The sequence below is a fragment of the Thalassobacillus cyri genome (assembly GCF_900107755.1).
Classification (GTDB): domain Bacteria; phylum Bacillota; class Bacilli; order Bacillales; family Halobacillaceae; genus Thalassobacillus; species Thalassobacillus cyri.
In genome coordinates, this window is the sequence record NZ_FNQR01000004.1 from 317,789 (window position 1) to 340,753 (window position 22,965).

The window sequence follows — 22,965 nt, forward strand, 5'->3', positions numbered from 1 at the left end:
TGCTGCTTGATAAGGAGAGGGTTCTTACATGGCGAAAAAAGAACAAGAAACACAATTAGTAATCATCACGGGAATGTCCGGGGCTGGTAAGACAGTGGCAGTTCAGAGCTTTGAAGACTTAGGGTTCTTCTGCGTTGACAATTTGCCTCCTGCCTTGCTGCCAAAGTTCCTTGAATTAATGAAGGACTCATCAAATAATATAGAAAATGTTGCACTTGTCATGGACTTACGAGGCCGGGAGTTTTTCGATGCGTTGTTTGAAGTCCTTGATAAACTTGTTGATGAACCATGGCTGCAGGAACATATTTTATTTTTAGATGCGCAGGACCAGGCACTTGTATCCCGTTATAAAGAGACACGCCGCTCGCATCCATTGGCAAAAGACGGATTGCCTTTGGATGGTATCAAACAAGAGCGCCGGATGCTGGATGAGTTACGAGGAAGGGCTCAAACAATTATTGAGACAACGGATTTGAAACCGAGGGAGTTAAGAGAACAAATTATTCAGACCTATGCGAACACACAAAAGAAGCGGGAGATTTTTTCTGTTCAAATGGTCTCGTTCGGTTTCAAATACGGAGTTCCTATCGATGCTGATCTGATATTCGATGTGCGTTTTTTACCGAATCCGCACTATGTTGAACATATGCAGCCGTTGACTGGACTTAATAGCGAAGTATCCTCGTATGTGTTCAAATGGTCAGATACACAGAAATTCTTAGAAAAATTGATTGATTTATTGCAATTCATGCTGCCGCAGTATAAACGGGAAGGTAAAAGCCAATTGATCATCGGAATTGGCTGTACTGGAGGACAACATCGTTCTGTCGCTATCGCCGAACATTTACGCAGGCATTTTTCTACGGACTACGTCACACACGCCAGCCACCGTGATATTGATAAAAGAAAGGGCCATTGATATGACAAATAAAGCACTACCCAAAGTAGTCGTATTAGGAGGCGGGACAGGTATGCCAGTACTGCTCCGCGGGTTGAAAGATCTTCCTATCGACCTTTCTGCAATTGTAACGGTAGCTGATGATGGAGGAAGTTCAGGGCGATTGCGTAATGAAATGTCGATACCGGCACCAGGAGATATACGAAATGTCATTGCAGCTCTGTCAGACGCAGAGCCGATGCTGTTAGAGTTGTTCCAGCACCGATTTGAAAATGGAAATGGATTATCTGGACACTCAATGGGCAACCTATTGTTAGCCGCATTGACCTCGATGAAAGGGGACTTTTTCACGGGAATAAAAGAAATTTCCCGTGTACTGAATGTGAAAGGGAAGATCTATCCGATTGCCAATCAGAATATGTATTTACATGCTGAAATGGAGGATGGAAATTTAGTCTCCGGTGAATCAAACATTCCTAAACATCCAGGCAGGATCAAGCGGGTATTTCTTGAGCCTGACCCCGTAAAGCCGCTCCCTGAAGCGGTGGAAGAAATAAAAAGTGCAGATTTGATTGTCATTGCACCAGGAAGCCTTTATACAAGCACGCTTCCAAATATAATTATTCCCGAGATATCTAAAGCATTAAGAGAAACTTCCGGGAAAGTAACGTATGTATGCAATGTAATGACGCAGCATGGAGAAACCGATGGTTACTCAGCAGGAGATCATGTTAAAGCTATATTGGAACATGTCGGCCAAGGTTGTGTCCATTCCATCATTGTCCACAATCAACCGATTGAACATGATGTAAGAAAGATATATGCCGAAGAACAGGCCGAGCCGGTCGTTTATGATAATGAGCGAATTAGAAACATGAAATTGGAAGTTATTGAGGAAGATATCATCGATCATTCTAAAGCGATGTTGCGCCACGATACGAAGAAAATTGCGAACCTGCTCTACAGTATGCTGTAGAAAGCAAGGAGTTCTTGCAGGGAGGTGAACGTCGTGTCTTTTGCTTCTGAAATAAAAAAAGAATTAACCAATGCCCAGGCAGAGAAACCGTGCTGCGTACAGGCGGAGCTGGCAGCATTAATCCGTATGAATGGATCCGTTTCTTTGAATTCTAATAAAACCTACGCCCTCGATGTCCAAACAGAAAACGCAGCTATCGCACGGCGAATCTATACATTGATCAAAAAGGTTTATCATTCGCCAGTGGAGCTGCTTGTTCGGAAAAAGATGCGTCTAAAAAAGAATAATGTTTACATTGTCCGTATGAAAGAGGACGTTAAAGCATTTTTAGAAGAACTTGAAATTATGAATGGTGGTCCTTTTTCATTCAATCGGACGATTTCGGAAAACCATAAGAAAGACATTTGCTGTAAACGCGCCTACTTACGCGGAGCGTTCTTAGCAGGCGGATCTGTAAATAATCCGGAAACCTCTTCCTATCATCTGGAGATCTATAACTCTTACCAGGAACATAATGAAGCATTGTGCGAACTGATGAACGAGTTTGATTTGCACGCCCGCACGCTTGAACGGAAAAAAGGGTTTATCACTTATATCAAAGAAGCCGAAAAAATCACGGAATTCCTGAGTAATATCGGAGCCCATCAGGCATTATTCAAATTTGAAGATGTACGTATCGTTCGTGATATGAGGAATTCAGTCAATCGACTGGTCAATTGTGAAACAGCCAACTTGAACAAAACCATAGGCGCCGCATTCCGGCAAGTCGAAAATATCAAGTTCATCAAAAATACGGTAGGGATTGAAGCTTTACCTGAAAAGCTGCAGGAGGTCGCTATGCTGCGTCTGCTTCATCAGGATGTATCTTTGAAAGAACTGGGGGAATTGGTTTCCGCCGGAAAGATCAGTAAGTCTGGTGTCAATCACCGGTTGAGAAAGATTGATGAGTTTGCAGAAAAAGTTCGTAAAGGAGAAATACATCCGACTCCAAAGGGGTAGGGGAACAGGATATTATTTCTTAGTTAAATCCGTGTCATCTGTAGATGATTCATGCTATAATTAATGCAATTAAAAAACGCTTTCTTCGAGGGCGTTTTTTCTATCACCAACTATGATAGCGCTTCCCCAATCAGAAGTGTGCAAGAGAGGAGAATTCAGGTGGTTGAACGGTCGTTGAAAATAGAATTGGATACTGGTCTGCAAGCTAGACCAGCAGCACAATTCGTACAATTAGCTAATCGTTTTTCATCAGATATATTCATTGAGAAGGACGGAAAAAGAGTCAATGCAAAAAGCATAATGGGGTTGATGAGCCTTGCTATCGGTACCGATGAAGAAGTCGTACTGATTACGGATGGCTCAGATGAAGAGCCTGCTATGGAAGAATTGCAGGCTTTCGTAGTAAAAGTGTAATTTCTTAGTCCTTTCTATGTGAAAAAATGAACAATCAGTATATTAGGGATAATGAGTAGCATATTTAGACAAGTTAAAATAGCCAGGGACCTCACAGTGTTCCTGGCTTATTTTTTTGAGTAATAATGAAAAACCCTGATCCAATTGAATCAGGGCAGGTGATGCTTTTATTCAGTAGGTTTCTTTTCCATTACTTTGTCAATCAAGCCATATTCTTTTGCTTTGTGTGCCGGCATGAAGTTATCACGGTCTGTATCGCGCTCGATGACCTCCATTGGCTGTCCAGTACGCTCAGAAAGAATCTTATTCAACTTCTCGCGCATTTCCAGGATACGACGAGCATGGATCTCGATATCGGCCGCCTGTCCTTGTGTACCACCCAATGGCTGGTGAATCATCACTTCACTGTTAGGAAGTGCATAACGTTTTCCTTTTTCACCGGCTGCCAAAAGGAATGCACCCATAGATGCTGCCATACCGATACAAATGGTAGATACATTTGGCTTGATGAATTGCATCGTATCATAAATTGCCATGCCAGCTGTAATGGAGCCGCCAGGTGAGTTGATATAAAGAGATATATCTTTGTCTGGGTCATCAGCTGCCAGGAATAGAAGCTGAGATACGATCGAATTAGAAACATTATCATCGATCCCGCTTCCAAGCATAATGATACGGTCTTTCAACAAGCGAGAATAAATATCGTATGCACGTTCTCCGCGGTTTGTTTGTTCAATTACTGTAGGGACTAGATTCAATGTAAATTCCTCCTTCATCACTTATTATCATTGGATGATGTGATAGTTTTATCATACATCCAAGGTCAATAAAGGTCAAACAAAATACTTCGACTTTATCAGGCAAAATTCCTTCTACCATGTTTCCCTAAAACAGGAAGAATAAACCTATCTTCTATGGATTTTTCCAGCCTGTTTACAGCAGTTGGTATTTATTTTTAGGCCTGCCGCGGCTGCCGTAATCGGAAACGACTTCAATTTCGCCTTTTTCTACCATATGATGGAGATAGCGGTGCACCGTTTGATAAGCAATCGGAAGCTGTGCCTGGATATCATTGATAGTGACAGGCTGCTTTTGGTTATAAAGAAAATGTTTGATGGACTTGCGTGTCTCTTTGTTTATGCCTTTATCTACATAAATATCTTGATCTGTATTGGAGAGTTTAGCAAACTTCATATTTAATTTTATCCGTGAAATCAAATCAGGTGCTTTTATCGGCTTCATAGCAAAGTCTGTAGCGCCAGCTTCCAGGAAAGAGTTAGCTATGTCCTGGCGGTCATCAACCGTCAAGACTATGATCGGGATGTGTTTATTCTCGTTTCTGATTGCCTTTACAGTTTTTAACCCATCCCATTCAGGCATGTGAAAATCGACCAGTACCAAGTCCGGGTCCAGCTTACGAAATAATGCGATCCCTTCTTTACCATTGGAAGCTTCGATAGAGGGCCACTCACAGAATTCACAAATTTCTTTCAAAGTAAAACGTATATCTTCGTTATCATCGATGATTAATATCATCCTATCGCTTCCTTTCTGGTGTTCTGAGGCAGTGTAATCGTAGTGATAGTGTGTGAGCCTGGTTCACTGGAGACTTTAATGGTTCCAGAGTGGCTCTCTACTACCCGTTTCACAAAAGGCAGCCCGATGCCGGAGGAATTTTTCGTACTAAATCCTTCCTGCCATATATGAACAAGGTTGGCACGTTCAATTCCCGGTCCATTATCTTCAATCCTTATGCAAGAGTTATCGTTGTCCTTGTAAATTTCAACGGTGATTTTCCCTCCTCGTTCATGCAAATAAATCATCGAGTTCTCCAACACATTGGAAATAGCTCTGGAGAAACGGATTTTATTGACATAAAGAGGAGGGACATCCTCTGAAATATGGATTTCAAAATCGATGGGCAGGTCATCTGTATTCAAGTGGCTCATGACATAATCAAGTAATTCCTCGGCAGTTATATGTTTGCGGATATCCTCGTAAAGTATATCTGAAATCATTTCCTTCATCTTAACCACTGATTGATTGATCCTGGTGAAATAACTCTTCGATTTATGGTCATCCGCTTTTACTTTCATTTCCATTAAAGATAATAATCCTTCGATGGCCACCAGGGGGGTTTTCAAATCATGGACCAGCGTGTGCATTTCCTGGTAGACTTTTGATTCGATTAAGTCATTCCTTGTTCTTTGCAGTTCCTTCCCTTGCGCCTGGTATAGCTTTAAAGTAGTGATTTGCTTATTGAACAGGTGAATCAAGGTAGTAAAAATGACAGCGATAATAAAAAATATTAGAAAAAACACCAAAGTGATGGTTCTAAATAAATTATGATCTGTCAAAAATTCATCAACAGTTTTCAAACTAACAGCAAGGTCATTTGTCCCAAAACCATACGTGCTCAAAGCGGGAATCAAGTTAAGCCATTGAACGGAAATGGTTGTCAAAATCAACAATATCAAAAACGTCCAGGCGAAGTATCGTTGTTTTGGAAGATAGTTGCTGAAAAATAAAAGTACGCCGATTGTAAGGATATGTGGCAGGTAAGCATAATACTCTGTATATAATATATTTAATACAAAAACAGCTGTTAAGGAAAGAGCGGTAAATATCACTTGAAAACGTACCGTGGTAATCCTTACTCCCAGGAATCTAGTCAGGCACAAAGTGCCGAAAAAGATCATGGTAAACATAATGACATTACGCGAAATATAAGCAAAAGCGGTCACCAATAACTTTCCACTGTCTTCTTCATAAAGACTATGTTCGATCTCTTCATAGATAAACATAGACCAATCCATCGTCAATGCAGGGATCAGCATGCCATAGAAAACAAGTACGATTCCAAGGGTTCCCCAGAATGGATGAGTTGGCTGATTCATGCTGTAGTCCCCCTATCTGAACACCGAATTAAATGGTGTTTTCATATCTTCGATTTCATTGACGAAAGTAGATTTAACTTTATGTTCGTGGATCATTTCCAACAATTTTTCCGGCGATTCATCGTGTCGTTTACCGATGAAATAATCAGCATACGGGATGGTATGTTCCAATATAGACCAGGTTTCCTCGTAATCCCGGTATTGGAGATCGAGATCGAAAATTATAACTGGAATACTTTCTGCTTCCGCTTCGTCCATTAATTTTTTGATACGTTCCTGCTCTTGATTGAATTTTCTTTTCTTATGTAATAATCCATTGTAGCTATAGCCGGTTACAATCACTAATGTTTGATATTCATATAAATCTGTGGCTAATGCTCTCGGACGGTATTCAGCTTCCAAATGGAGCTGTTGGGAAAGTTTATGAACGATGCCGCCTTCAACGGTCTGACCTGCTGACGTAATTAGAATTGGCTCTTTTCCAATTGGCGCAGGCAGGTTCGGATACATATACATCGATTGCCCGGAGGCTTGATAGGAATGCTGACCGATAACTGCCAAACTGATGATGAAACATAAAATGGGCACTGTGTATTTTTTCAAAGGCATTTCCTCCTGCATGCTTTATAAATTCTCACACCTGTTTACAAAAAGGCCACTAGTCCCAATTGCTTTTAGTACTATTTTACTTAAATATTCTGAATAATGAAAGGTACATTTGATAAGCTACGCTAAAAAAGGGGATGTTACGTGGTAAATTTGAAAAGAGAACGGATGAAGTGAACAGCAAAAAACGAGTATAAAACCGTGTTGGCTGTATACTCGTTTCGTAAGCTGGTTTAATTGTTTCTACCTGATATCGGAACCGGTTATTATATGCAACATTCCTTGTACTTATCTACAGTTTTGAACTCGTAGCTTATTGCTTCAAGCGTGGGTCGAGCGCATCGCGAAGACCATCACCCAATAAGTTGAATCCGAGCACTACCAGTAGAATGGCGAAACCCGGGAACATGACCACCCATGGGGCAGTTTGGAGAGCCGATCGTCCATCACTTAGCATGGCACCCCATTCTGGAAGCGGCGGCTGTGCTCCCAAACCTAGGAAACTTAAACCTGCCGCATCCAGGATAGCTGTACCTATCGTCAGGGTAGCCTGCACGATAATCGGTGCCAGGCAATTCGGTAATACATGGGAAAATAAAATCCTGCCATTTTTAGCTCCGATCACCCGGGAGGCTTCAATATACTCCGTTTCTTTTACAGATAGCACAGTCGACCGCACAATTCTGGCAAAGTGGGGTACACCGACTATGCCGACGGCAATCATGGCATTGGTCAAGCTTTTTCCTAAGACGGCAACCAAGGCAATCGCTAATAGAATACTAGGGAAAGCCATCATAATGTCAATTATGCGCATGATAATCTGATCGACCCACCGTCCAAAGAAACCTGCCACCGCTCCAAGAAATACCCCGACAATCATCGAGATTCCCACGGTGATTACACCGATCTGTATGGTAATCCGTGAACCGTGCACGATTCGCGAAAATATATCCCGGCCAAGTTCATCTGTTCCTAACCAATGCTCCGCTGAAGGAGCCTGATAGCGATCGATAATGCTTTGATCCGTAGGGGAGTGGGTGGCGATTTGCGGTGCGAACGCCGCGATAATGATCAATAATGATATGATAATCAATCCGATGAATGACGTTTTGCTTTTGATTACCCTGGATAAGGAATCAAGCCAAAGGCTCGAGTTCTTTTTTTTCTTCAATGCTGGATCTATCTGATCCGCTTTTGCTTCTGCAGCCAAGGTTTCCACATCCTTTCCTAATCCAGTTTGATTCTAGGGTCGAATAACGTATAAAGGATATCGGTGATCAAATTCACCAACACGAAAATGACAGCGATAATCAATATGGTGCTTTGTACGACAGGGTAATCCCGGCTGAGGATGGCATCAACGACATAACGGCCTACTCCCGGCCAGGAGAAAATCGTTTCCGTCAAGACAGCGCCTCCTAAGAGGAATCCAAACTGCAATCCAATGACAGTGAGAACCGGAAGGGAAGCGTTTTTTAATGCGTGTTGAAAGACGACCAATCGGCCGGCTAACCCTTTTGCGTTGGCGGTCCGTATGTAATCCTGCTTCATGACTTCTAACATGCTTGAACGGGTCATACGAGCGATGATGGCCATCGGGATAGTGGCAAGCGCTATTCCTGGCATCAATAGATGACGTAGTGCATCGACGAATGCTTCTCCATTCAAGGTCAGGATGCTGTCTACCAAATATAGATTGGTAATGGTTGTCAACTCAATATCATTGGATAGCCTTCCGGATGGCGGCAACCAATTCAACTCCACAGAAAATAGCCAAATCATCATCAAGCCCAGCCAAAATATCGGCATCGAAACACCGAACAATGCTCCACTCATACTGAGGTTGTCAAACCACGAGTATTGTTTTACGGCAGCAATGACTCCAGCAAGCACTCCGACTACGACAGCAACTGTCATAGCGAACAGTGTCAATTCGATAGTTGCTGGTAAACGGCCGCCGATTTCGGATGCAACCGATTCTTTGGATTTAATAGATTCACCAAGGTCTCCAGTGGCAATTTTTCCCATAAAATTACCGTATTGGACGACAAGAGGATCATTTAAATTCAATTCTTCCCGCAGCATTTCCAGCTGGGTTTCCGTAGCTTTTTCCCCAAGAATACTTCTGGCAGGATCTCCTGGAACCAGGTGCATGAGTGAAAAAGAAAGTATCGATACGCCGATGACGACAGGTACCAATGATACAAGACGTCTGATAATATAATTGAGCATGCTGCATTCCTCCAAATTTAAAAAGCTGTGCAAAGGGAAGAATCCTGATTGGCAGGACTCTATCCCTTTGTGCTCTTACAGCCTTTTTCTTTGCCTGATCATAAGGGAGGGGGAAGGGGGGTTCCCTTCTATTAACCTCAATTAGTTCAATTCTAAATAATTGAATGGTTCACTTCCTGTAGGGTGAGGGATATAATTCTTGACCTCTTTCTTAACAGCAAGCGGTGGTGTTGTATGAGCGATTGGGAACCAAGGTGCATCTTCATGGATGATTTCCTGTGCTTCTTTATAAAGGCTGGTACGTTTATCCTGATCGAGCTCAGTTTGAGCTTTTTTCAGGATATCGTGCAGTTCATCGTTTTTATAAAAGGCGATGTTTCCTGCAGAACCTTTCTTTGCATTATCCTTATCCAAAAGGACATACAGGAAGTTATCAGGGTCACCATTGTCACCAGTCCAGCCAAGGAACGCCATATCATGGTCGCCATTTTCGGTCGCACTTAGATGAGAATCCCACTCGTTTTCAACGATTTCTACTACGACATTTACTTCTTTAAGCATTTCCTGGATAGCCTGCGCAGCAAATTTCGGCTGCGGCAAGTAAGGGCGTGGGTTAGACATGGTATAAAGTGTCAAACTCATGCCATCGCCATATCCTGCTTCAGCAAGTAATGATTTTGCTTTTTCGACATCGTAGCCATAGTCTTCGATGTCATCGTTATATCCCCAAAGGGATGGTGGCATTGGGTTCTTAGCTGGCTTCCCGATACCTTCAAATAATGACAGTAATTTTTCTTTATCAATTGCCAGGTTGATCGCCTGACGGACCTTCTTGTCCTTCAATGGACCTTCTTTATCTGTGTTCATTGCCATGTAGGAAACATTCATGGATGGGCGACGGATGATTTGAAGGGCATCATCATCTTCTGCCTGTTGGATATCCTGTGGATTCATCCCGTTCATTGCATCGATAGAACCAGCTTGAAGTTCCATGAAGCGAGCGCCATTATCAGGAATAACACGGAAAATGACTGTATCTACTTTTGCTGCATCGCCAAAGTAATCTTCGTTTTTAGACAACGTAATGCTGTCATCCTGCTTCCATTCCTCAAATACGAATGGACCAGTACCTACTGGGTTTTTGAAGTAATCTTCTCCATGCTCTTTAATTGCATCCGGGCTGGCAATACCGAAAGGAGGCATCGCAAGTGTGTTCAAAAATGGTGCATTTGGCTCAGAAAGGGTGAAAGTGACTTCATAGTCCCCTGTAGCCTCTACCTTTTCGATGATTCCGCCTGGGTCTTCTTCAGATGCGCCAAACATGTAACCGTAATAGACATACTCTGCTCCTTCTGTCCATCGTTCAAAGTTGAATACGACATCTTCAGCAGTGAAGTCGGTTCCATCGTGGAATTTCACATCATCACGTAGTTGGAATGTCCATTTCAAGCCGTCTTCACTTGTTTTCCATTCGGAAGCCAAAGCGGGTTTGACTTCTGTCCCTTCCTGTTCATAGCGGACAAGTGTGTCATAAATCTGATTGGTGACATAAATGGACTCACCATCTGTAACCTTGGAAGGATCCAGTTGTTCAGAATCTGCTCCACGACCAAACACGAATGTATCGCTTCCGCCGCTGCCTTCCTCAGCTGAATCAGTAGTATCCTGGTTGTCAGAATCACCTTCTGAATTAGCTTCATCGTTACTGCTGCATCCGGCGACTACCAGCACCATCAGTGCAAACAGTGTAAGTAACATCCAAAGTACTTTTTTCTTCACAATTAGTTCCCCCTTATTGGAATTTAATAAAAGTAAGTATTAGACAGGTGTCGGTTCTGTTTCTTCTACCACCTCCTTCACGAGATGACAGGCAACTTGATGTTCTGCACCGGGAACTTGTTTTAAGACCGGCTTTTTCTGTTTGCAGATATCTTCTGCCCATGGACACCTCGTGTGGAACTTACAGCCCTGAGGTGGATTGGAAGGAGAGGGAAGGTCTCCTTGAAGCATGATCCGTTCACGTTTTTCTACAGGACGGGCCTCGGGAATGGACGACAGTAAAGCTTTTGTATAAGGGTGTTTCGGATCTCCGTAGAGTTCCTCGACTTCCCCGATTTCAACAATTTCACCAAGGTACATGACTGCTACACGGTCACTGATATGATGGACAACACTCAAATCATGTGCGATGAAAATATAAGTAAGGTTGAATTCCTTCTGCAGATCTTCCATCAGATTGATGACCTGGGCTTGGATGGAAACATCCAGTGCCGAGACTGGTTCATCGCAAATTATCAATTCTGGATCCAATGCCAATGCTCTGGCAATCCCGATACGCTGGCGTTGACCTCCGCTGAATTCATGAGGGTAACGGTATTTATGATAAGTATCGAGTCCGACTACTTCTAACAGGCGATCCAGTTTTTGCTGTCGTTTTTCTTTTGACATGCCGAATATTTTCATCGGTTCTGTCACTGTCTGCTCGATGGTTTTACGGGGATTTAAGGAAGCGTAGGGGTCTTGGAAAATCAATTGCATTTCTTTTCTTAGCTTCCGTAGCTCCTCACCTTTGACATTGGTAATGTCCTGCCCCTTATAAATGATCTGCCCTTCCGTCGGATCGAGCAATTTTAGTATGGTTCTCCCGGCAGTAGACTTTCCACATCCGCTTTCTCCGACCAATCCCAGTGTTTCCCCTTTATTGACCGTAAGAGAGATGCCATCGACTGCCTGTACAGCCCCTGTCTTTTTCGGGAAAACTGCTCCTTTATAGATAGGGAAATGTTTTTTTAAATTTTGGACGCGTAATAGTTCACTCATGGATGATCACCTTCTCTTCCTGTTCATACAATAGGCAGCGGACAAAGTGGTCTGTTTCGTCTTCCAATAGTGCAGGATCCTTTGTCAGGCATTCTTCTTTGACATGCGTGCACCGAGGAGCGAAACTGCAGCCTTTCGCTAAGTCCCGTAAATCAGGTGGAAGACCTTTGATCGCTTCCAATCTTTCTTTGCGATTGTGAATTTGAGGAATCGATGACAATAATCCCCATGTATAAGGGTGTTTTGGGTGGTCAAAGAGTTCCTTAACACTTGAAAATTCTACCGGTTTACCAGCATACATGACCATTACACGGTCGCAAACTTCTGCTACCACACCAAGATCATGGGTGATCATGATGATCGCCATTCCTAGTTCTTGCTGCAGTTTCTTCAATAAATCGAGTATTTGCGCCTGGATGGTTACATCGAGTGCAGTAGTGGGTTCATCCGCTATCAGCACTTTAGGATTACAGGCTAGCGCCATTGCAATCATGACACGCTGCCGCATCCCCCCGCTGAATTCATGCGGATAGTTTTTTAAACGCTTGGCAGCATCAGGGATACCAACTAGGTCGAGCAATTCAATGGCACGGTTGCGTGCTTGTTGTTTATTCATATTTTCATGCGTAAGAATCGTTTCCATCATCTGTTTCTCCACAGAGAAAACGGGGTTCAGAGAAGTCATTGGATCCTGGAATATCATCGAAATGTCTTTTCCACGGATTTTTCTCATCTCTTTTTCTTTCTTGAGTAATAAGCTTTCTCCATTAAAACGGATATCCCCGGAGACGATTTTCCCTGGGGGGGATGGAACCAATTTCATTACCGACATGGCGGTGATACTTTTACCGGAGCCGGACTCCCCGACTATTCCTAATGTTTCTCCTGGTTTGACCGAAAAACTAACGCCATCTACAGCTTTGACGGTACCAGCTTTCGTAAAAAAATGAGTATGTAAATCTTTTACTTCCAAAATAGGAAGATGATCAGCCATAGTGATCCTCCTTGTGACAAGAACTTCTTAATTTGATGTGCTTTTTATTATACATAAATTCTGAAAATTACGAATTAAATCTCTTTTTTCTCAAAAATAGTGAGAGAAATAAAATTAATTCAATACCTTCAATAATTCGGAAAGAAACAGAGTGAAAGGTAGAATTAATTCTTGCGTTTTTGCTCAGATGTGCTTATAATAATCAATGCATGTCATTTTGCGCCCGTAGCTCAGCTGGATAGAGCTATAGATTCCGGTTCTATGTGTCGGAGGTTCGAATCCTCTCGGGCGCGCTATATTAAAAAGCATCTGGTTTTATGACCAGATGCTTTTTTTATTGGAAAAACTCTTTTAGGCTGTTGTTGATTTTTCATAATAGGCTTATTCAACTATAGGACAGTATAATGGAAGACTCAGTTTCAAGGTAAATGGGGTTCTTTACCAAAAAAGAGTCAGGGGTGGCTTGGAAACTACTCGCTTTCCAGCTTCATCGCCTAGACACTCGCGACATAAGCAGTCCATCAACGGGAAGAAAGAGCCCTTCCCTTTTGCTGTTCTGCTTATGCATGTCGTATCTTCCAAGGCGATTACGCATTCATTTCTTTCCTGTGGGGAACTGGCAAGCCTCCTCAGACTTCGTCTTCCGGGGTCTTGCCTAGCTCCTTCTCCCACGGGAGTCTCGCAGTTTCCCAACCACCCTATCCGAAGGATGAGAGAAACGAACCCCTGCCATAGATGAAGATGCCTTCCACAAATCATATGGAACTATGATGCACGTAATAAGCACGTTTTTATGTTTTTATGAGTAGCTCTTCTTATGTTGGAGGACTGCATAAAGATGTTTCCGTTTGCCTTACCAACGCAAGGAGGTCCGGGAAATTGCGAGACTCCTCGAAAATGCTACGCACTTCCTTCGTGCGGTGTTTATTCAAGATGTTTTTTCAAAGTCCTATGGGATGAACATGAGCGGTGAGATCCCGGAAGGCGAAGCCTGAGGAAGCTCACCACATGCTCATGGAAAGCGAGTGATTTCCCGGACCTCCAAACACTCACCACCATAACGGAAACAGTTTCTCTCGAAACTGAGTCTTCAACTAAAGGGAGCTTAAGTGTAAAACTAACACTGAAATTTAACAGATCTATTAGAAATATTACGGATGTTGTAAAACAATCGTCAACGAACAGATGTTTTTATAGAGTTGAAACCATGTTATGATAAGTAGAAGATAAATCATGATGACTGATAACCAGTCGCGCAAAATGGGGTGTTGAAAACGAAATTACTTCGTTACAAAATTTTGTATACGGAACAGATATCTGAAGATCGGCGTATCCATATTTTTGATATGGCTTCCCAACTTAAATTATCTTTTAATTACGCCTCACTGAAAAGAAGCCCTGATAAGCGGGCAAAAGAACTGTTGAACTTCCTGGAATCAAAAAATACTAAAATTGAATTGGGTTTATATGATCAAAAAGGACGCGCCTCATAGCGTCCTTTTTATTTTGTTTCTGTTGACCTGAATGGCAGGGCCGGGAGCATGATAATTTGCTATTGCGCAATAAAATCAAATGGAGTTTTATGTATAATGATAAGTGGTACATTATAAAGGTAAGTTCAAAAACTTACGTGAGAAGAGGGTGGCTGCTATTGAAAGAAATCATATTATACTCAAAAGAAAACTGTTGTCTTTGTGATGATGCAAAAGAATTATTAGAAATGTTGAAAAAAGATTATAATTTTACAGTTTTAGAGAAAGATATCTATAGAGATGATGCATTGCTGGAAAGGTATCAATTTGAAATACCTGTCGTTAAAATTGATAATGAAGAATTGAATTGTGAACAAATTGATATTTTTTCGCTAAGAGAGCGTTTACAAGAAAAATAGCTGGTCTTTTTCACTTGCGGCACGATTTGGGTACTGTTATATTTAATCATGTAGAAAATATTTTTTTGCTCTGCGTGGGACGAAATCTGACTAGTCGGGACAAAAATATCCCGGAAGGTGGAATTTTTATATTCGAAGGGGCTTTTCCATGAGAGCTTTAATTGATTTACAAAAGAAACTTTTCCCTGATTTACTTGATATTATGCAGCGAAGGTATCAAATCCTGCATTATATCCAGCTGATGGAACCAGTCGGACGAAGAAGTTTGGCAGAAAATATGGAGCTGGCGGAACGGACGATCCGTAGTGAGGTCGACTTTCTTAATCAAGAAGGCTTTATAGCCATTACCTTAAAAGGGATGCATATTACTAATGATGGCAAAATGGTTTTGGAGCAGCTGGCTGATTTCATCAAAGAGGTTTCAGGAATCAGGGTTTTAGAAAAGAAGTTAAGGGAAAAATTAAATTTAGACCATGTTGTGGTCGTGCCCGGTGACAGTGATGAACTGCCTTGGGTGAAGCAGGAAATGGGCAGAGCCTGTGTCCACTACTTAAAAGGTATCCTCGAATCGAACAACACGATTGCGATAACCGGCGGTACTACGATGGCGGCGGTTGCCGAGATGATGACTCCACTCACTGGAGCACCTGATTGTTTGTTCGTTCCAGCGCGAGGCGGCTTAGGGGAAAGGGTCGAAAATCAGGCCAACACGATTTGTGTGGAGATGGCCCGTAAAGCAAAGGGTGATTACCGCCTCTTGTATGTCCCTGACCCATTGAGTGAAGATACCTATCACTCGATAACATCCGAGCCGTCTATTAAAGAAATTCTTGACCTGATCAAGAATTCTGACACCGTTATCCACGGGATTGGAAATGCCCTGACTATGGCAGAAAGAAGAAGGACTCCACCAGAGCAAGTAGAAAAAATCAAGCAGGGTCATGGGGTTGGGGAAGCCTTTGGATATTATTTTAATCAGCAAGGTGAAATTGTCCATAAAGCTCGGACGGTCGGACTGCAGCTGGAGGACCTAACAGATTCCCAGCAGGTAATTGCTGTTGCGGGAGGAGAATCAAAAGCGCGGGCGATTGCTTCCTATTTCAAACCTGGAAAGAGCAATGTGCTTATCACTGATGAAGGTGCAGCTCAAAAGCTTTTAAGGGAAGAAACTTCCCTTTAAATAGATTTTCAATAAACAACCAATATCAAGGAGGAATTTTATAATGACAGTAAAAGTAGGTATTAACGGCTTTGGACGTATTGGACGTAATGTCTTCCGTGCCGCTTTAAAAAATAATGATGTAGAAGTGGTAGCAGTAAACGACTTGACAGATGCAGAAATGCTAGCACACTTGCTACAATATGACACTGTTCATGGTGAATTGGATGAGAAAGTAACTGTAAACGGAACTAACCTTGTAGTCGGCAGTAAAGAAATTACAGTACTATCTGAAAAAGATCCAGCACAACTTGGCTGGGGCGACCTTGGTGTAGAAGTTGTCATCGAATCTACTGGACGCTTCACAAACCGTGCCGATGCTAAAAAACATCTGGACGCAGGCGCTAAAAAAGTAGTTATTTCTGCACCTGCTAAGGAAGAAGACCTTACAGTAGTTATGGGTGTAAACGAATCTGAGTATGATCCGGACAGCCACCACGTTATCTCTAATGCATCTTGTACAACTAACTGTCTGGCACCTTACGCTAAAGTGCTTAATGACAAGTTCGGCTTGAAGCGTGGTATGATGACTACCGTACACTCTTACACGAATGACCAACAAATCCTTGACCTGCCACATAAGGATTATCGTCGTGCCCGTGCTGCTGCACAAAATATCATCCCAACTACAACTGGTGCTGCAAAAGCTGTTGCAAAAGTACTTCCTGAGTTGGATGGTAAGTTGAACGGCATGGCTATGCGTGTTCCAACACCAAACGTTTCCATTGTCGACTTAGTTGCGGAGCTTGACAGCAACGTAACAGCTGAAGAAGTCAATGCAGCATTGAAAGAAGCTGCAGAAGGCGATTTGAAAGGCATTCTTGGATACAGTGAAGAACCATTGGTTTCCAGCGACTATAATGGAAACACTAACTCCTCTATCATCGATGCGATCTCAACGATGACAATTGAAGATAACATGGTTAAAGTAGTTTCCTGGTATGATAATGAATATGGTTATTCCAACCGTTGTGTCGATCTGGCTGCATTTCTTAAAGAAAAAGGACTTTAATTCTGGATTAGAGTCGAAGAATATGATGTAAAGTGAAAGGGGGAGGTCCATAATCCTCCTCCTTTATCACTTTTCATGGTGATTTTTTTAAGGATTAAAGTATAAGAAATACGAAGGTTTTCGCCATAAGGATGTGGTGACAACCCATGTTTTTTCTACTATTTAAAGGAGGTCCACCCCTGTGAATAAGAAAACAATTCGTGATATCAAGGTGCAAGGAAAGAAAGTGTTTTGCCGAGTTGACTTCAATGTGCCGATGAGCAATGGAGAAGTTACCGATGACACTCGAATCAAGGCTGCATTGCCGACAATTTTGCATTTAGTTCAAGATGGAGCAAAAGTCATTCTTGCCAGTCATCTTGGCCGTCCAAAGGGAGAGGCTCATGATGAACTTCGTTTGGATCCGGTTGCTAAACGTCTGAGCGATCTACTCGGCCGTACAGTAACTAAAACAGATGAAGTATTCGGGGACGAAGTCAATCGTGCCATCAAAGATATGAAAGACGGCGATGTATTATTGATTGAAAACGTCCGCTTCGAAGCTGGAGAAGAAGAGAATGACGAAGCATTGGCTAAAGAGTTCGCAGCTATGGCAGATGTCTATGTCAACGACGCTTTCGGTGCAGCACACCGTGCCCATGCATCTACAGCTGGGGTAGCTAAACACTTACCGGCAGTAGCAGGCTTCCTGATGGAAAAAGAGTTGAATGTTCTGGGGCAGGCTCTTTCTGATCCGGAGCGACCGTTCACAGCTATCATTGGCGGGGCGAAGGTTAAAGATAAGATCGGTGTCATTGATAACTTGCTTGATAAAGTAGATAACTTGATCATTGGTGGCGGACTTGCCTACACCTTCTTGAAAGCAAAAGGGTACGAAGTCGGTAAATCCCTGCTTGAAGCAGATAAACTTGATCTGGCAAAACAATTCATGCAAAAAGCTGAAGATAACAATGTCAACTTTTTAATGCCGGAGGACGTTATTGTAGCTGATGATTTCTCTCGTGAAGCGAACACGAAAGAGGTTGCGATTGATAGCATTCCTGCTGACTGGGAAGCGCTTGACATTGGACCGAAGACACGGGAAAAGTATAGTAAGGTAGTAAAGGAATCCAAATTGGTTATCTGGAATGGACCTATGGGAGTTTTCGAGTTTGAAATCTTTGCCAATGGAACCAAAGATGTAGCGGTTGCACTTGCAGAGACAGAAGGCTACACAGTGATTGGCGGTGGAGATTCTGCAGCAGCTGTAGAAAAGTTCGGCTATGCTGAGAAGATGGATCATGTTTCTACCGGCGGTGGAGCTTCTCTGGAATTCATGGAAGGAAAAAAACTGCCTGGCGTATCTTTACTGAACGATAAGTAAAAAGGAGAGGTGAGCATATGCGTAAACAAGTGATCGCAGGAAATTGGAAAATGAACAAAGTATTGAATGAAGCAGAGCAATTTGTACAAACTGCCAAAAATGAAGTGCCAAGCGAAGAACAAGTAGAATCCGTTGTTTGTGCACCATACCCTTTTCTTCACACGCTAGTTAAAGAAACGGAAGGCACCCCTTTAAAAGTTGGCGCTCAAAATATGCATTTTGAAGAGAGCGGCGCTTTCACTGGCGAAGTAAGTCCAGTAATGCTGAAGGACTTGGGAGTCTCTTACGTCGTACTCGGCCACTCCGAGCGTCGTGAGCTTTTTGGTGAAACGGATCAAGACGTAAACAAAAAAGTTCATGCTGCATTCAAGCACGACTTGACACCGATTGTTTGTGTGGGGGAAACATTAGAACAGCGTGAGAACAATGAAACGATGAATCATGTAGAAAGCCAAGTGAAAAATGCGCTGGATGGTTTAAGTGATGAACAAGTTAAACAAGTCATTATCGCATATGAACCGATATGGGCGATTGGCACTGGCAAAACTTCATCTGCAGAAGATGCAAATGAAGTATGCAGCCACATTCGGAACGTGGTCAGAGCATTCTCTTCAGAAGAAGCAGCAGAGGCCGTCCGTATCCAGTATGGCGGAAGTGTCAAACCGGCAAACGTAGATGAACTTCTTAACCAATCCGATATCGATGGAGCACTTGTCGGTGGAGCTAGCATGGAGGCTGATTCATTCCTAAAATTGGTGGAGGCAGGTAAGCATGAGTAAGAACAAGCTGGCAGCCTTAATCATCTTAGATGGCTACGCACTGCGCGATGAAGAAAAAGGGAACGCAGTCAAAATGGCCAATACACCAAACTTCGATCGCTACTGGAATCAGTTTCCTCACAACCAGCTGACTGCTTCAGGAGAAGCGGTCGGGCTGCCTGAAGGACAGATGGGAAATTCCGAGGTTGGACACTTGAATATCGGTGCCGGACGTATCGTCTATCAAAGCCTGACACGCGTAAACTTGTCTATAAAAGAAGGCGATTTTTTCGAAAATGAGGCATTTGTCAATGCCATTGACCATGCAAAAAAGCATGATAAAGCTCTGCACATTTTCGGACTGCTGTCTTCTGGCGGTGTCCACAGTCATATTGATCATCTATTTGCCTTATTAGAACTTGCCGCGAGCCATGAGATGGAAAAAGTATATGTCCACGGTTTCCTTGACGGGCGTGATGTTGGCCAGCAATCTGCTAAAGAATATATTCAGCAGACAGAGGATAAAATGGCTGAGCTTGGTGTCGGTGAAATTGCAACCATTTCTGGACGCTATTATTCCATGGACCGTGATAAACGGTGGGATCGTGTGAAAAAATCTTATGATGCTATGGTTTATGGACAAGGTCCAACCTATAAGAATGCTCTGGAAGTCGTCGATGACTCCTATGCAAATGAAATTTATGATGAGTTTGTGATTCCTTCTGTTATAGTAGATGAAGAAGGGAATCCGAAAGCAAAAATTGAAGACGAAGATTCCGTGATTTTCTATAATTTCCGTCCGGACCGTGCTATTCAAATTTCCCGGACATTCGCTAACGAAGACTTCCGTGATTTCGATCGTGGCGAAAAAGCACCGAAGAATCTGCATTTCGTTGGACTAACACAGTTTAGTGAGACAGTTGATGGTAAAGTTGCTTATGAACCCGTTAACCTCGATAATACGGTCGGAGAAGTACTGGCTCAAAATGATTTGAAGCAGTTACGGATTGCAGAGACAGAAAAATATCCGCATGTCACTTTCTTTATGAGTGGCGGGCGTGAAGCAGAATTTCCTGGTGAAGAACGGGTTTTGATCGACTCACCAAAAGTAGCCACTTATGACCTTAAGCCTGAAATGAGTGCCTATGAAGTTACGGATGCTTTACTGAAGGAACTAGATGCAGATAAGCACAATGCGATTATTTTAAATTTCGCCAATCCGGATATGGTCGGACATTCGGGTATGCTCGAACCTACGATTAAAGCGATTGAAGCCGTTGATGAATGTCTCGGTAAAGTAGTGGATAAAATCCATGAAAAAGGTGGACATACCATTATTACAGCTGACCATGGCAACTCGGATGAAGTCACTACAACAGAAGGCAAGCCAATGACTGCTCATACCACTAACCCGGTACCAGTCATTGTCACGAAAGATGGTTTAGAACTTCGTGACGGTGGCATTCTTGCTGACTTATCACCAACACTGTTGGAACTGCTTGAGGTCGAGCAGCCAAAAGAGATGACAGGTAAATCATTAATCAAAAAATAAATTCCATGATAAAGGAGAGTTTTTCAATGCCATATATTACAGATGTTTATGCACGCGAAGTCTTGGACTCCCGCGGAAATCCCACAATTGAAGTAGAGGTTTATACAGAATCAGGTGCATTCGGTTCTGCTCTAGTACCGAGCGGAGCTTCTACTGGCGAATACGAAGCAGTAGAACTGCGTGACGGAGACAAAGACCGGTACCTTGGTAAAGGTGTCCAGCAAGCAGTTGAGAACGTCAACGAAAAAATCGGGCCAGAATTGTTAGGCCTGGATGTTACCCAGCAGGTTGTCATCGATGCGCTGATGATGGAACTTGATGGTACAGAAAACAAAGGAAAGCTAGGGGCTAACGCCATTCTTGGTGTTTCCATGGCAGCAGCTCATGCAGCGGCTGACTTTGTCGGTCTTCCATTGTATAAATACCTTGGTGGATTCGCTGCGAAGACACTTCCTACTCCAATGATGAACATTCTGAATGGCGGCGAGCACGCAGATAATAACGTCGACATCCAGGAATTCATGGTTATGCCAGTAGGTGCTCCAGACTTTCGTGAAGCATTGCGTATGGGAGCGGAAATTTTCCATTCCTTGAAGAAGGTATTGAAAGAAAAAGGCTACAATACTGGTGTAGGGGATGAAGGCGGCTTTGCTCCGAACCTACAATCCAACGAAGAAGCACTTTCCACTATTATCGAGGCTATCGAAGCAGCTGGCTACAAACCGGATGAGCAAGTGAAACTTGCCATGGACGTTGCTGCATCTGAAATTTATGAAGACGGCAAGTACAACCTGAAAGGGGAAGGCGTGGTCCGTACTTCTGAAGAAATGGTTGATTGGTATGAAGAACTGATCAACAAATATCCAATCGTATCGATTGAAGATGGTCTTGATGAAAATGATTGGGAAGGCTTCAAGATGCTGACCGATCGTATCGGTGACCGGGTCCAGCTTGTCGGTGATGACTTGTTCGTAACGAACACGAAGAAGCTCAGCCGCGGTATTGAAGAAGGAATCGGTAACTCTATCCTTGTCAAAGTAAACCAGATCGGTACGTTGACAGAAACCTTCGAAGCGATTGAAATGGCGAAGAAAGCTGGCTACACAGCAGTTATCTCTCACCGTTCCGGTGAAACAGAAGATGCGACGATCGCTGATATTGCTGTTGCGACAAACGCGGGACAAATCAAAACAGGCGCGCCATCTCGTACGGACCGCGTTGCGAAATACAACCAATTACTTCGTATCGAAGACCAGCTTCTTGGTACAGCGAATTATGCTGGCGACAAAGCTTTCTATAATTTGAATAAATAATTGGCAGGATTAGAATGTCGACTTATTGTCGGCATTCTTTTTTTATTCAAACGTGCTTAAATCTTTGTTCCTAACTGTTCTGTTTTTGACAATCTGGAGCATTTCAGTTACCTTCTCCTTATTGATAGACAGGGAGGGAAGAGCTGTATGGATGTATTTGAAGCAGTAACGAAGAGGCGTTCGATTCATGATTTTAAACAAGAACCGGTCGATTCAGGTATCTTAAAAGAAATTTTTGCTGCAGCAGCATGGGCACCGACACATCGGATGATAGAGCCATGGGAGATCGAGGTGATTCAAAAGGAGGCAGCTTCGTCCTTTGCTGACCTTATCATTGATAGTTATCTTCGCATGGGATATGCGGAAGGATACGAGGAAAAAAAGAAGTGTAAGCTGATGGAAGGCATCAAGCAACATATCTTATCCATTCCGCATCATGCGCTGATATATATGGAAAAAGATAAAGATTTAAGGTTATATGAAGAAGATTATGCTGCTGTCTGTGCGTTTATCCAGAATGTACAGCTGCTTGCCTGGAGGTATGGCGTCGGGGTGTTATGGACGTCAAACCCATATATTTATGATGCTGGGTTTGCAAGTTCCTGGGGAATTGACCCAAAAAAACACAAGATAGTTGCTGTATTGCAAATGGGTTATCCAAACAAAATTCCTGAACCGAAAAATCGGACACCAATCACAAATAAGCTTAAATTCATGAACAACCCTATAAAATAACTTATTCAATTATAGGGCCGAAAAGTCGAAGACTTGATTTCGAGATATTGGAGGAGATTAGGGTCGTTGGGGAAGGATTCGCTTTCCGCGGGGAAGACGGCAAGCCTCCTCGAGCTAAAGTGTAATGACCCCTTTATATTGGACACAACTTTATTAAGCTGCTAGTTCAAATCGCTTGCGATAGATCACATGGCTTTTCCCCTTTAATCTGAACTTGGTTCTTGTATGGTTGTAGTAGTGAATATAGGTTTCAAGCTCTTGTTTGAAATGATTAACACTGGAAAAC

At 42.8% G+C, this 22,965-nt stretch carries 22 protein-coding genes and 1 tRNA gene; 13 read left to right on the forward strand and 10 right to left on the reverse strand.

Annotated features, from left to right (window positions below; genetic code table 11):
* Window positions 1-28: 28 nt before the first annotated feature.
* The 4 genes from rapZ (at window position 29) to BLV00_RS07335 (ending at window position 3,287) form a co-directional block, all read left to right on the forward strand.
* On the forward strand, window positions 29-919 hold the full coding sequence (gene rapZ, locus BLV00_RS07320; protein ID WP_093043941.1) for an RNase adapter RapZ: 891 nt from the start codon (window positions 29-31) through the stop codon (window positions 917-919).
* 1 nt (window position 920) lies between these two features.
* Complete coding sequence (locus tag BLV00_RS07325; protein ID WP_093043943.1) at window positions 921-1,874, forward strand: gluconeogenesis factor YvcK family protein; 954 nt, start codon at window positions 921-923, stop codon at window positions 1,872-1,874.
* Window positions 1,875-1,907: 33 nt separating this feature from the next.
* Window positions 1,908-2,873 carry a DNA-binding protein WhiA gene (gene whiA / locus BLV00_RS07330; protein WP_093043945.1) on the forward strand — a complete coding sequence of 322 codons (966 nt, stop codon included), beginning with the start codon at window positions 1,908-1,910 and terminating at the stop codon, window positions 2,871-2,873.
* 159 nt (window positions 2,874-3,032) lie between these two features.
* Complete coding sequence (locus tag BLV00_RS07335; protein WP_093043947.1) at window positions 3,033-3,287, forward strand: HPr family phosphocarrier protein; 255 nt, start codon at window positions 3,033-3,035, stop codon at window positions 3,285-3,287.
* A 167-nt stretch (window positions 3,288-3,454) separates the two neighbouring features.
* Here the strand turns inward: BLV00_RS07335 and clpP are convergent, their stop codons facing one another.
* The 9 genes from clpP to BLV00_RS07380 all read right to left on the reverse strand — a co-directional run bounded on the left by clpP (window position 3,455) and on the right by BLV00_RS07380 (window position 12,836).
* Window positions 3,455-4,045 (reverse strand): ATP-dependent Clp endopeptidase proteolytic subunit ClpP, encoded by a 591-nt coding sequence (gene clpP / locus BLV00_RS07340; protein ID WP_093043949.1) that lies wholly within the window; start codon window positions 4,043-4,045, stop codon window positions 3,455-3,457.
* Window positions 4,046-4,220: 175 nt separating this feature from the next.
* Complete coding sequence (locus BLV00_RS07345) at window positions 4,221-4,823, reverse strand: response regulator (RefSeq protein ID WP_093043951.1); 603 nt, start codon at window positions 4,821-4,823, stop codon at window positions 4,221-4,223.
* Window positions 4,820-6,184 (reverse strand): sensor histidine kinase, encoded by a 1,365-nt coding sequence (locus BLV00_RS07350; protein ID WP_093043953.1) that lies wholly within the window; start codon window positions 6,182-6,184, stop codon window positions 4,820-4,822. The genes BLV00_RS07345 and BLV00_RS07350 overlap by 4 nt, the downstream gene beginning before the upstream one ends.
* 12 nt (window positions 6,185-6,196) lie before the next feature.
* A complete protein-coding gene (locus BLV00_RS07355; RefSeq protein ID WP_093043955.1) occupies window positions 6,197-6,787 on the reverse strand; it encodes a DUF6305 family protein in 591 nt (196 codons plus the stop codon).
* A gap of 316 nt (window positions 6,788-7,103) precedes the next feature.
* Window positions 7,104-8,000: a nickel transporter permease gene (gene nikC, locus BLV00_RS07360; RefSeq protein WP_093043957.1), complete on the reverse strand. Its 897-nt coding sequence runs from the start codon at window positions 7,998-8,000 to the stop codon at window positions 7,104-7,106.
* Window positions 8,001-8,017: 17 nt separating this feature from the next.
* Window positions 8,018-9,022, reverse strand: coding sequence for an ABC transporter permease (locus BLV00_RS07365; RefSeq protein ID WP_093043959.1), 1,005 nt, complete (start codon window positions 9,020-9,022; stop codon window positions 8,018-8,020).
* A 141-nt stretch (window positions 9,023-9,163) separates the two neighbouring features.
* Window positions 9,164-10,801, reverse strand: coding sequence for an ABC transporter substrate-binding protein (locus BLV00_RS07370; RefSeq protein ID WP_342722230.1), 1,638 nt, complete (start codon window positions 10,799-10,801; stop codon window positions 9,164-9,166).
* 39 nt (window positions 10,802-10,840) lie between these two features.
* Complete coding sequence (locus tag BLV00_RS07375) at window positions 10,841-11,842, reverse strand: ABC transporter ATP-binding protein (RefSeq protein WP_093043961.1); 1,002 nt, start codon at window positions 11,840-11,842, stop codon at window positions 10,841-10,843.
* A complete protein-coding gene (locus BLV00_RS07380) occupies window positions 11,835-12,836 on the reverse strand; it encodes an ABC transporter ATP-binding protein (RefSeq protein ID WP_093043963.1) in 1,002 nt (333 codons plus the stop codon). The genes BLV00_RS07375 and BLV00_RS07380 overlap by 8 nt, the downstream gene beginning before the upstream one ends.
* 219 nt (window positions 12,837-13,055) lie before the next feature.
* On the opposite strand from BLV00_RS07380, the gene BLV00_RS07385 reads away from it, so the two are divergent.
* The 9 genes from BLV00_RS07385 to BLV00_RS07430 all read left to right on the forward strand — a co-directional run bounded on the left by BLV00_RS07385 (window position 13,056) and on the right by BLV00_RS07430 (window position 22,679).
* Window positions 13,056-13,129, forward strand: a tRNA-Arg gene (locus tag BLV00_RS07385).
* 1,358 nt (window positions 13,130-14,487) lie between these two features.
* Window positions 14,488-14,727 (forward strand): glutaredoxin family protein, encoded by a 240-nt coding sequence (locus tag BLV00_RS07395; RefSeq protein WP_245728880.1) that lies wholly within the window; start codon window positions 14,488-14,490, stop codon window positions 14,725-14,727.
* A 148-nt stretch (window positions 14,728-14,875) separates the two neighbouring features.
* Complete coding sequence (locus BLV00_RS07400; protein ID WP_093043967.1) at window positions 14,876-15,907, forward strand: sugar-binding transcriptional regulator; 1,032 nt, start codon at window positions 14,876-14,878, stop codon at window positions 15,905-15,907.
* Between the two features lie 43 nt (window positions 15,908-15,950).
* Window positions 15,951-16,958, forward strand: coding sequence for a type I glyceraldehyde-3-phosphate dehydrogenase (gene gap, locus BLV00_RS07405; protein WP_093043969.1), 1,008 nt, complete (start codon window positions 15,951-15,953; stop codon window positions 16,956-16,958).
* Window positions 16,959-17,139: 181 nt separating this feature from the next.
* Window positions 17,140-18,321 (forward strand): phosphoglycerate kinase, encoded by a 1,182-nt coding sequence (locus tag BLV00_RS07410; protein ID WP_093043971.1) that lies wholly within the window; start codon window positions 17,140-17,142, stop codon window positions 18,319-18,321.
* Window positions 18,322-18,338: 17 nt separating this feature from the next.
* Window positions 18,339-19,100 carry a triose-phosphate isomerase gene (tpiA, locus tag BLV00_RS07415; RefSeq protein ID WP_093043973.1) on the forward strand — a complete coding sequence of 254 codons (762 nt, stop codon included), beginning with the start codon at window positions 18,339-18,341 and terminating at the stop codon, window positions 19,098-19,100.
* Window positions 19,093-20,631: a 2,3-bisphosphoglycerate-independent phosphoglycerate mutase gene (gene gpmI / locus BLV00_RS07420; RefSeq protein WP_093043976.1), complete on the forward strand. Its 1,539-nt coding sequence runs from the start codon at window positions 19,093-19,095 to the stop codon at window positions 20,629-20,631. The genes tpiA and gpmI overlap by 8 nt, the downstream gene beginning before the upstream one ends.
* A gap of 26 nt (window positions 20,632-20,657) precedes the next feature.
* The gene (gene eno / locus BLV00_RS07425) at window positions 20,658-21,944 is read left to right on the forward strand and encodes a phosphopyruvate hydratase (protein ID WP_093043978.1); all 1,287 of its coding nucleotides are present in this window, start codon (window positions 20,658-20,660) and stop codon (window positions 21,942-21,944) included.
* 147 nt (window positions 21,945-22,091) lie between these two features.
* Entirely contained in the window at window positions 22,092-22,679 is a 588-nt protein-coding gene (locus BLV00_RS07430; RefSeq protein WP_093043980.1) for a nitroreductase family protein, read from the forward strand.
* Window positions 22,680-22,832: 153 nt separating this feature from the next.
* Here the strand turns inward: BLV00_RS07430 and BLV00_RS07435 are convergent.
* Window positions 22,833-22,965: IS3 family transposase (locus BLV00_RS07435; protein ID WP_143030695.1), on the reverse strand; the 133-nt coding region annotated here is incomplete at its 5' end.

Excerpts from the sequence above, each read along its gene's own strand:
- rapZ (WP_093043941.1), top strand. The coding sequence starts at position 29 with ATGGCGAAAAAAGAACAAGAAACACAATTAGTAATCATCACGGGAATG.
- BLV00_RS07325 (WP_093043943.1), top strand. The coding sequence starts at position 921 with ATGACAAATAAAGCACTACCCAAAGTAGTCGTATTAGGAGGCGGGACA.
- BLV00_RS07345 (WP_093043951.1), bottom strand. The coding sequence starts at position 4,823 with ATGATATTAATCATCGATGATAACGAAGATATACGTTTTACTTTGAAA.
- BLV00_RS07350 (WP_093043953.1), bottom strand. The coding sequence starts at position 6,184 with ATGAATCAGCCAACTCATCCATTCTGGGGAACCCTTGGAATCGTACTT.
- BLV00_RS07365 (WP_093043959.1), bottom strand. The coding sequence starts at position 9,022 with ATGCTCAATTATATTATCAGACGTCTTGTATCATTGGTACCTGTCGTC.
- BLV00_RS07375 (WP_093043961.1), bottom strand. The coding sequence starts at position 11,842 with ATGAGTGAACTATTACGCGTCCAAAATTTAAAAAAACATTTCCCTATC.
- BLV00_RS07380 (WP_093043963.1), bottom strand. The coding sequence starts at position 12,836 with ATGGCTGATCATCTTCCTATTTTGGAAGTAAAAGATTTACATACTCAT.
- BLV00_RS07400 (WP_093043967.1), top strand. The coding sequence starts at position 14,876 with ATGAGAGCTTTAATTGATTTACAAAAGAAACTTTTCCCTGATTTACTT.
- gap (WP_093043969.1), top strand. The coding sequence starts at position 15,951 with ATGACAGTAAAAGTAGGTATTAACGGCTTTGGACGTATTGGACGTAAT.
- tpiA (WP_093043973.1), top strand. The coding sequence starts at position 18,339 with ATGCGTAAACAAGTGATCGCAGGAAATTGGAAAATGAACAAAGTATTG.
- gpmI (WP_093043976.1), top strand. The coding sequence starts at position 19,093 with ATGAGTAAGAACAAGCTGGCAGCCTTAATCATCTTAGATGGCTACGCA.
- eno (WP_093043978.1), top strand. The coding sequence starts at position 20,658 with ATGCCATATATTACAGATGTTTATGCACGCGAAGTCTTGGACTCCCGC.
- BLV00_RS07430 (WP_093043980.1), top strand. The coding sequence starts at position 22,092 with ATGGATGTATTTGAAGCAGTAACGAAGAGGCGTTCGATTCATGATTTT.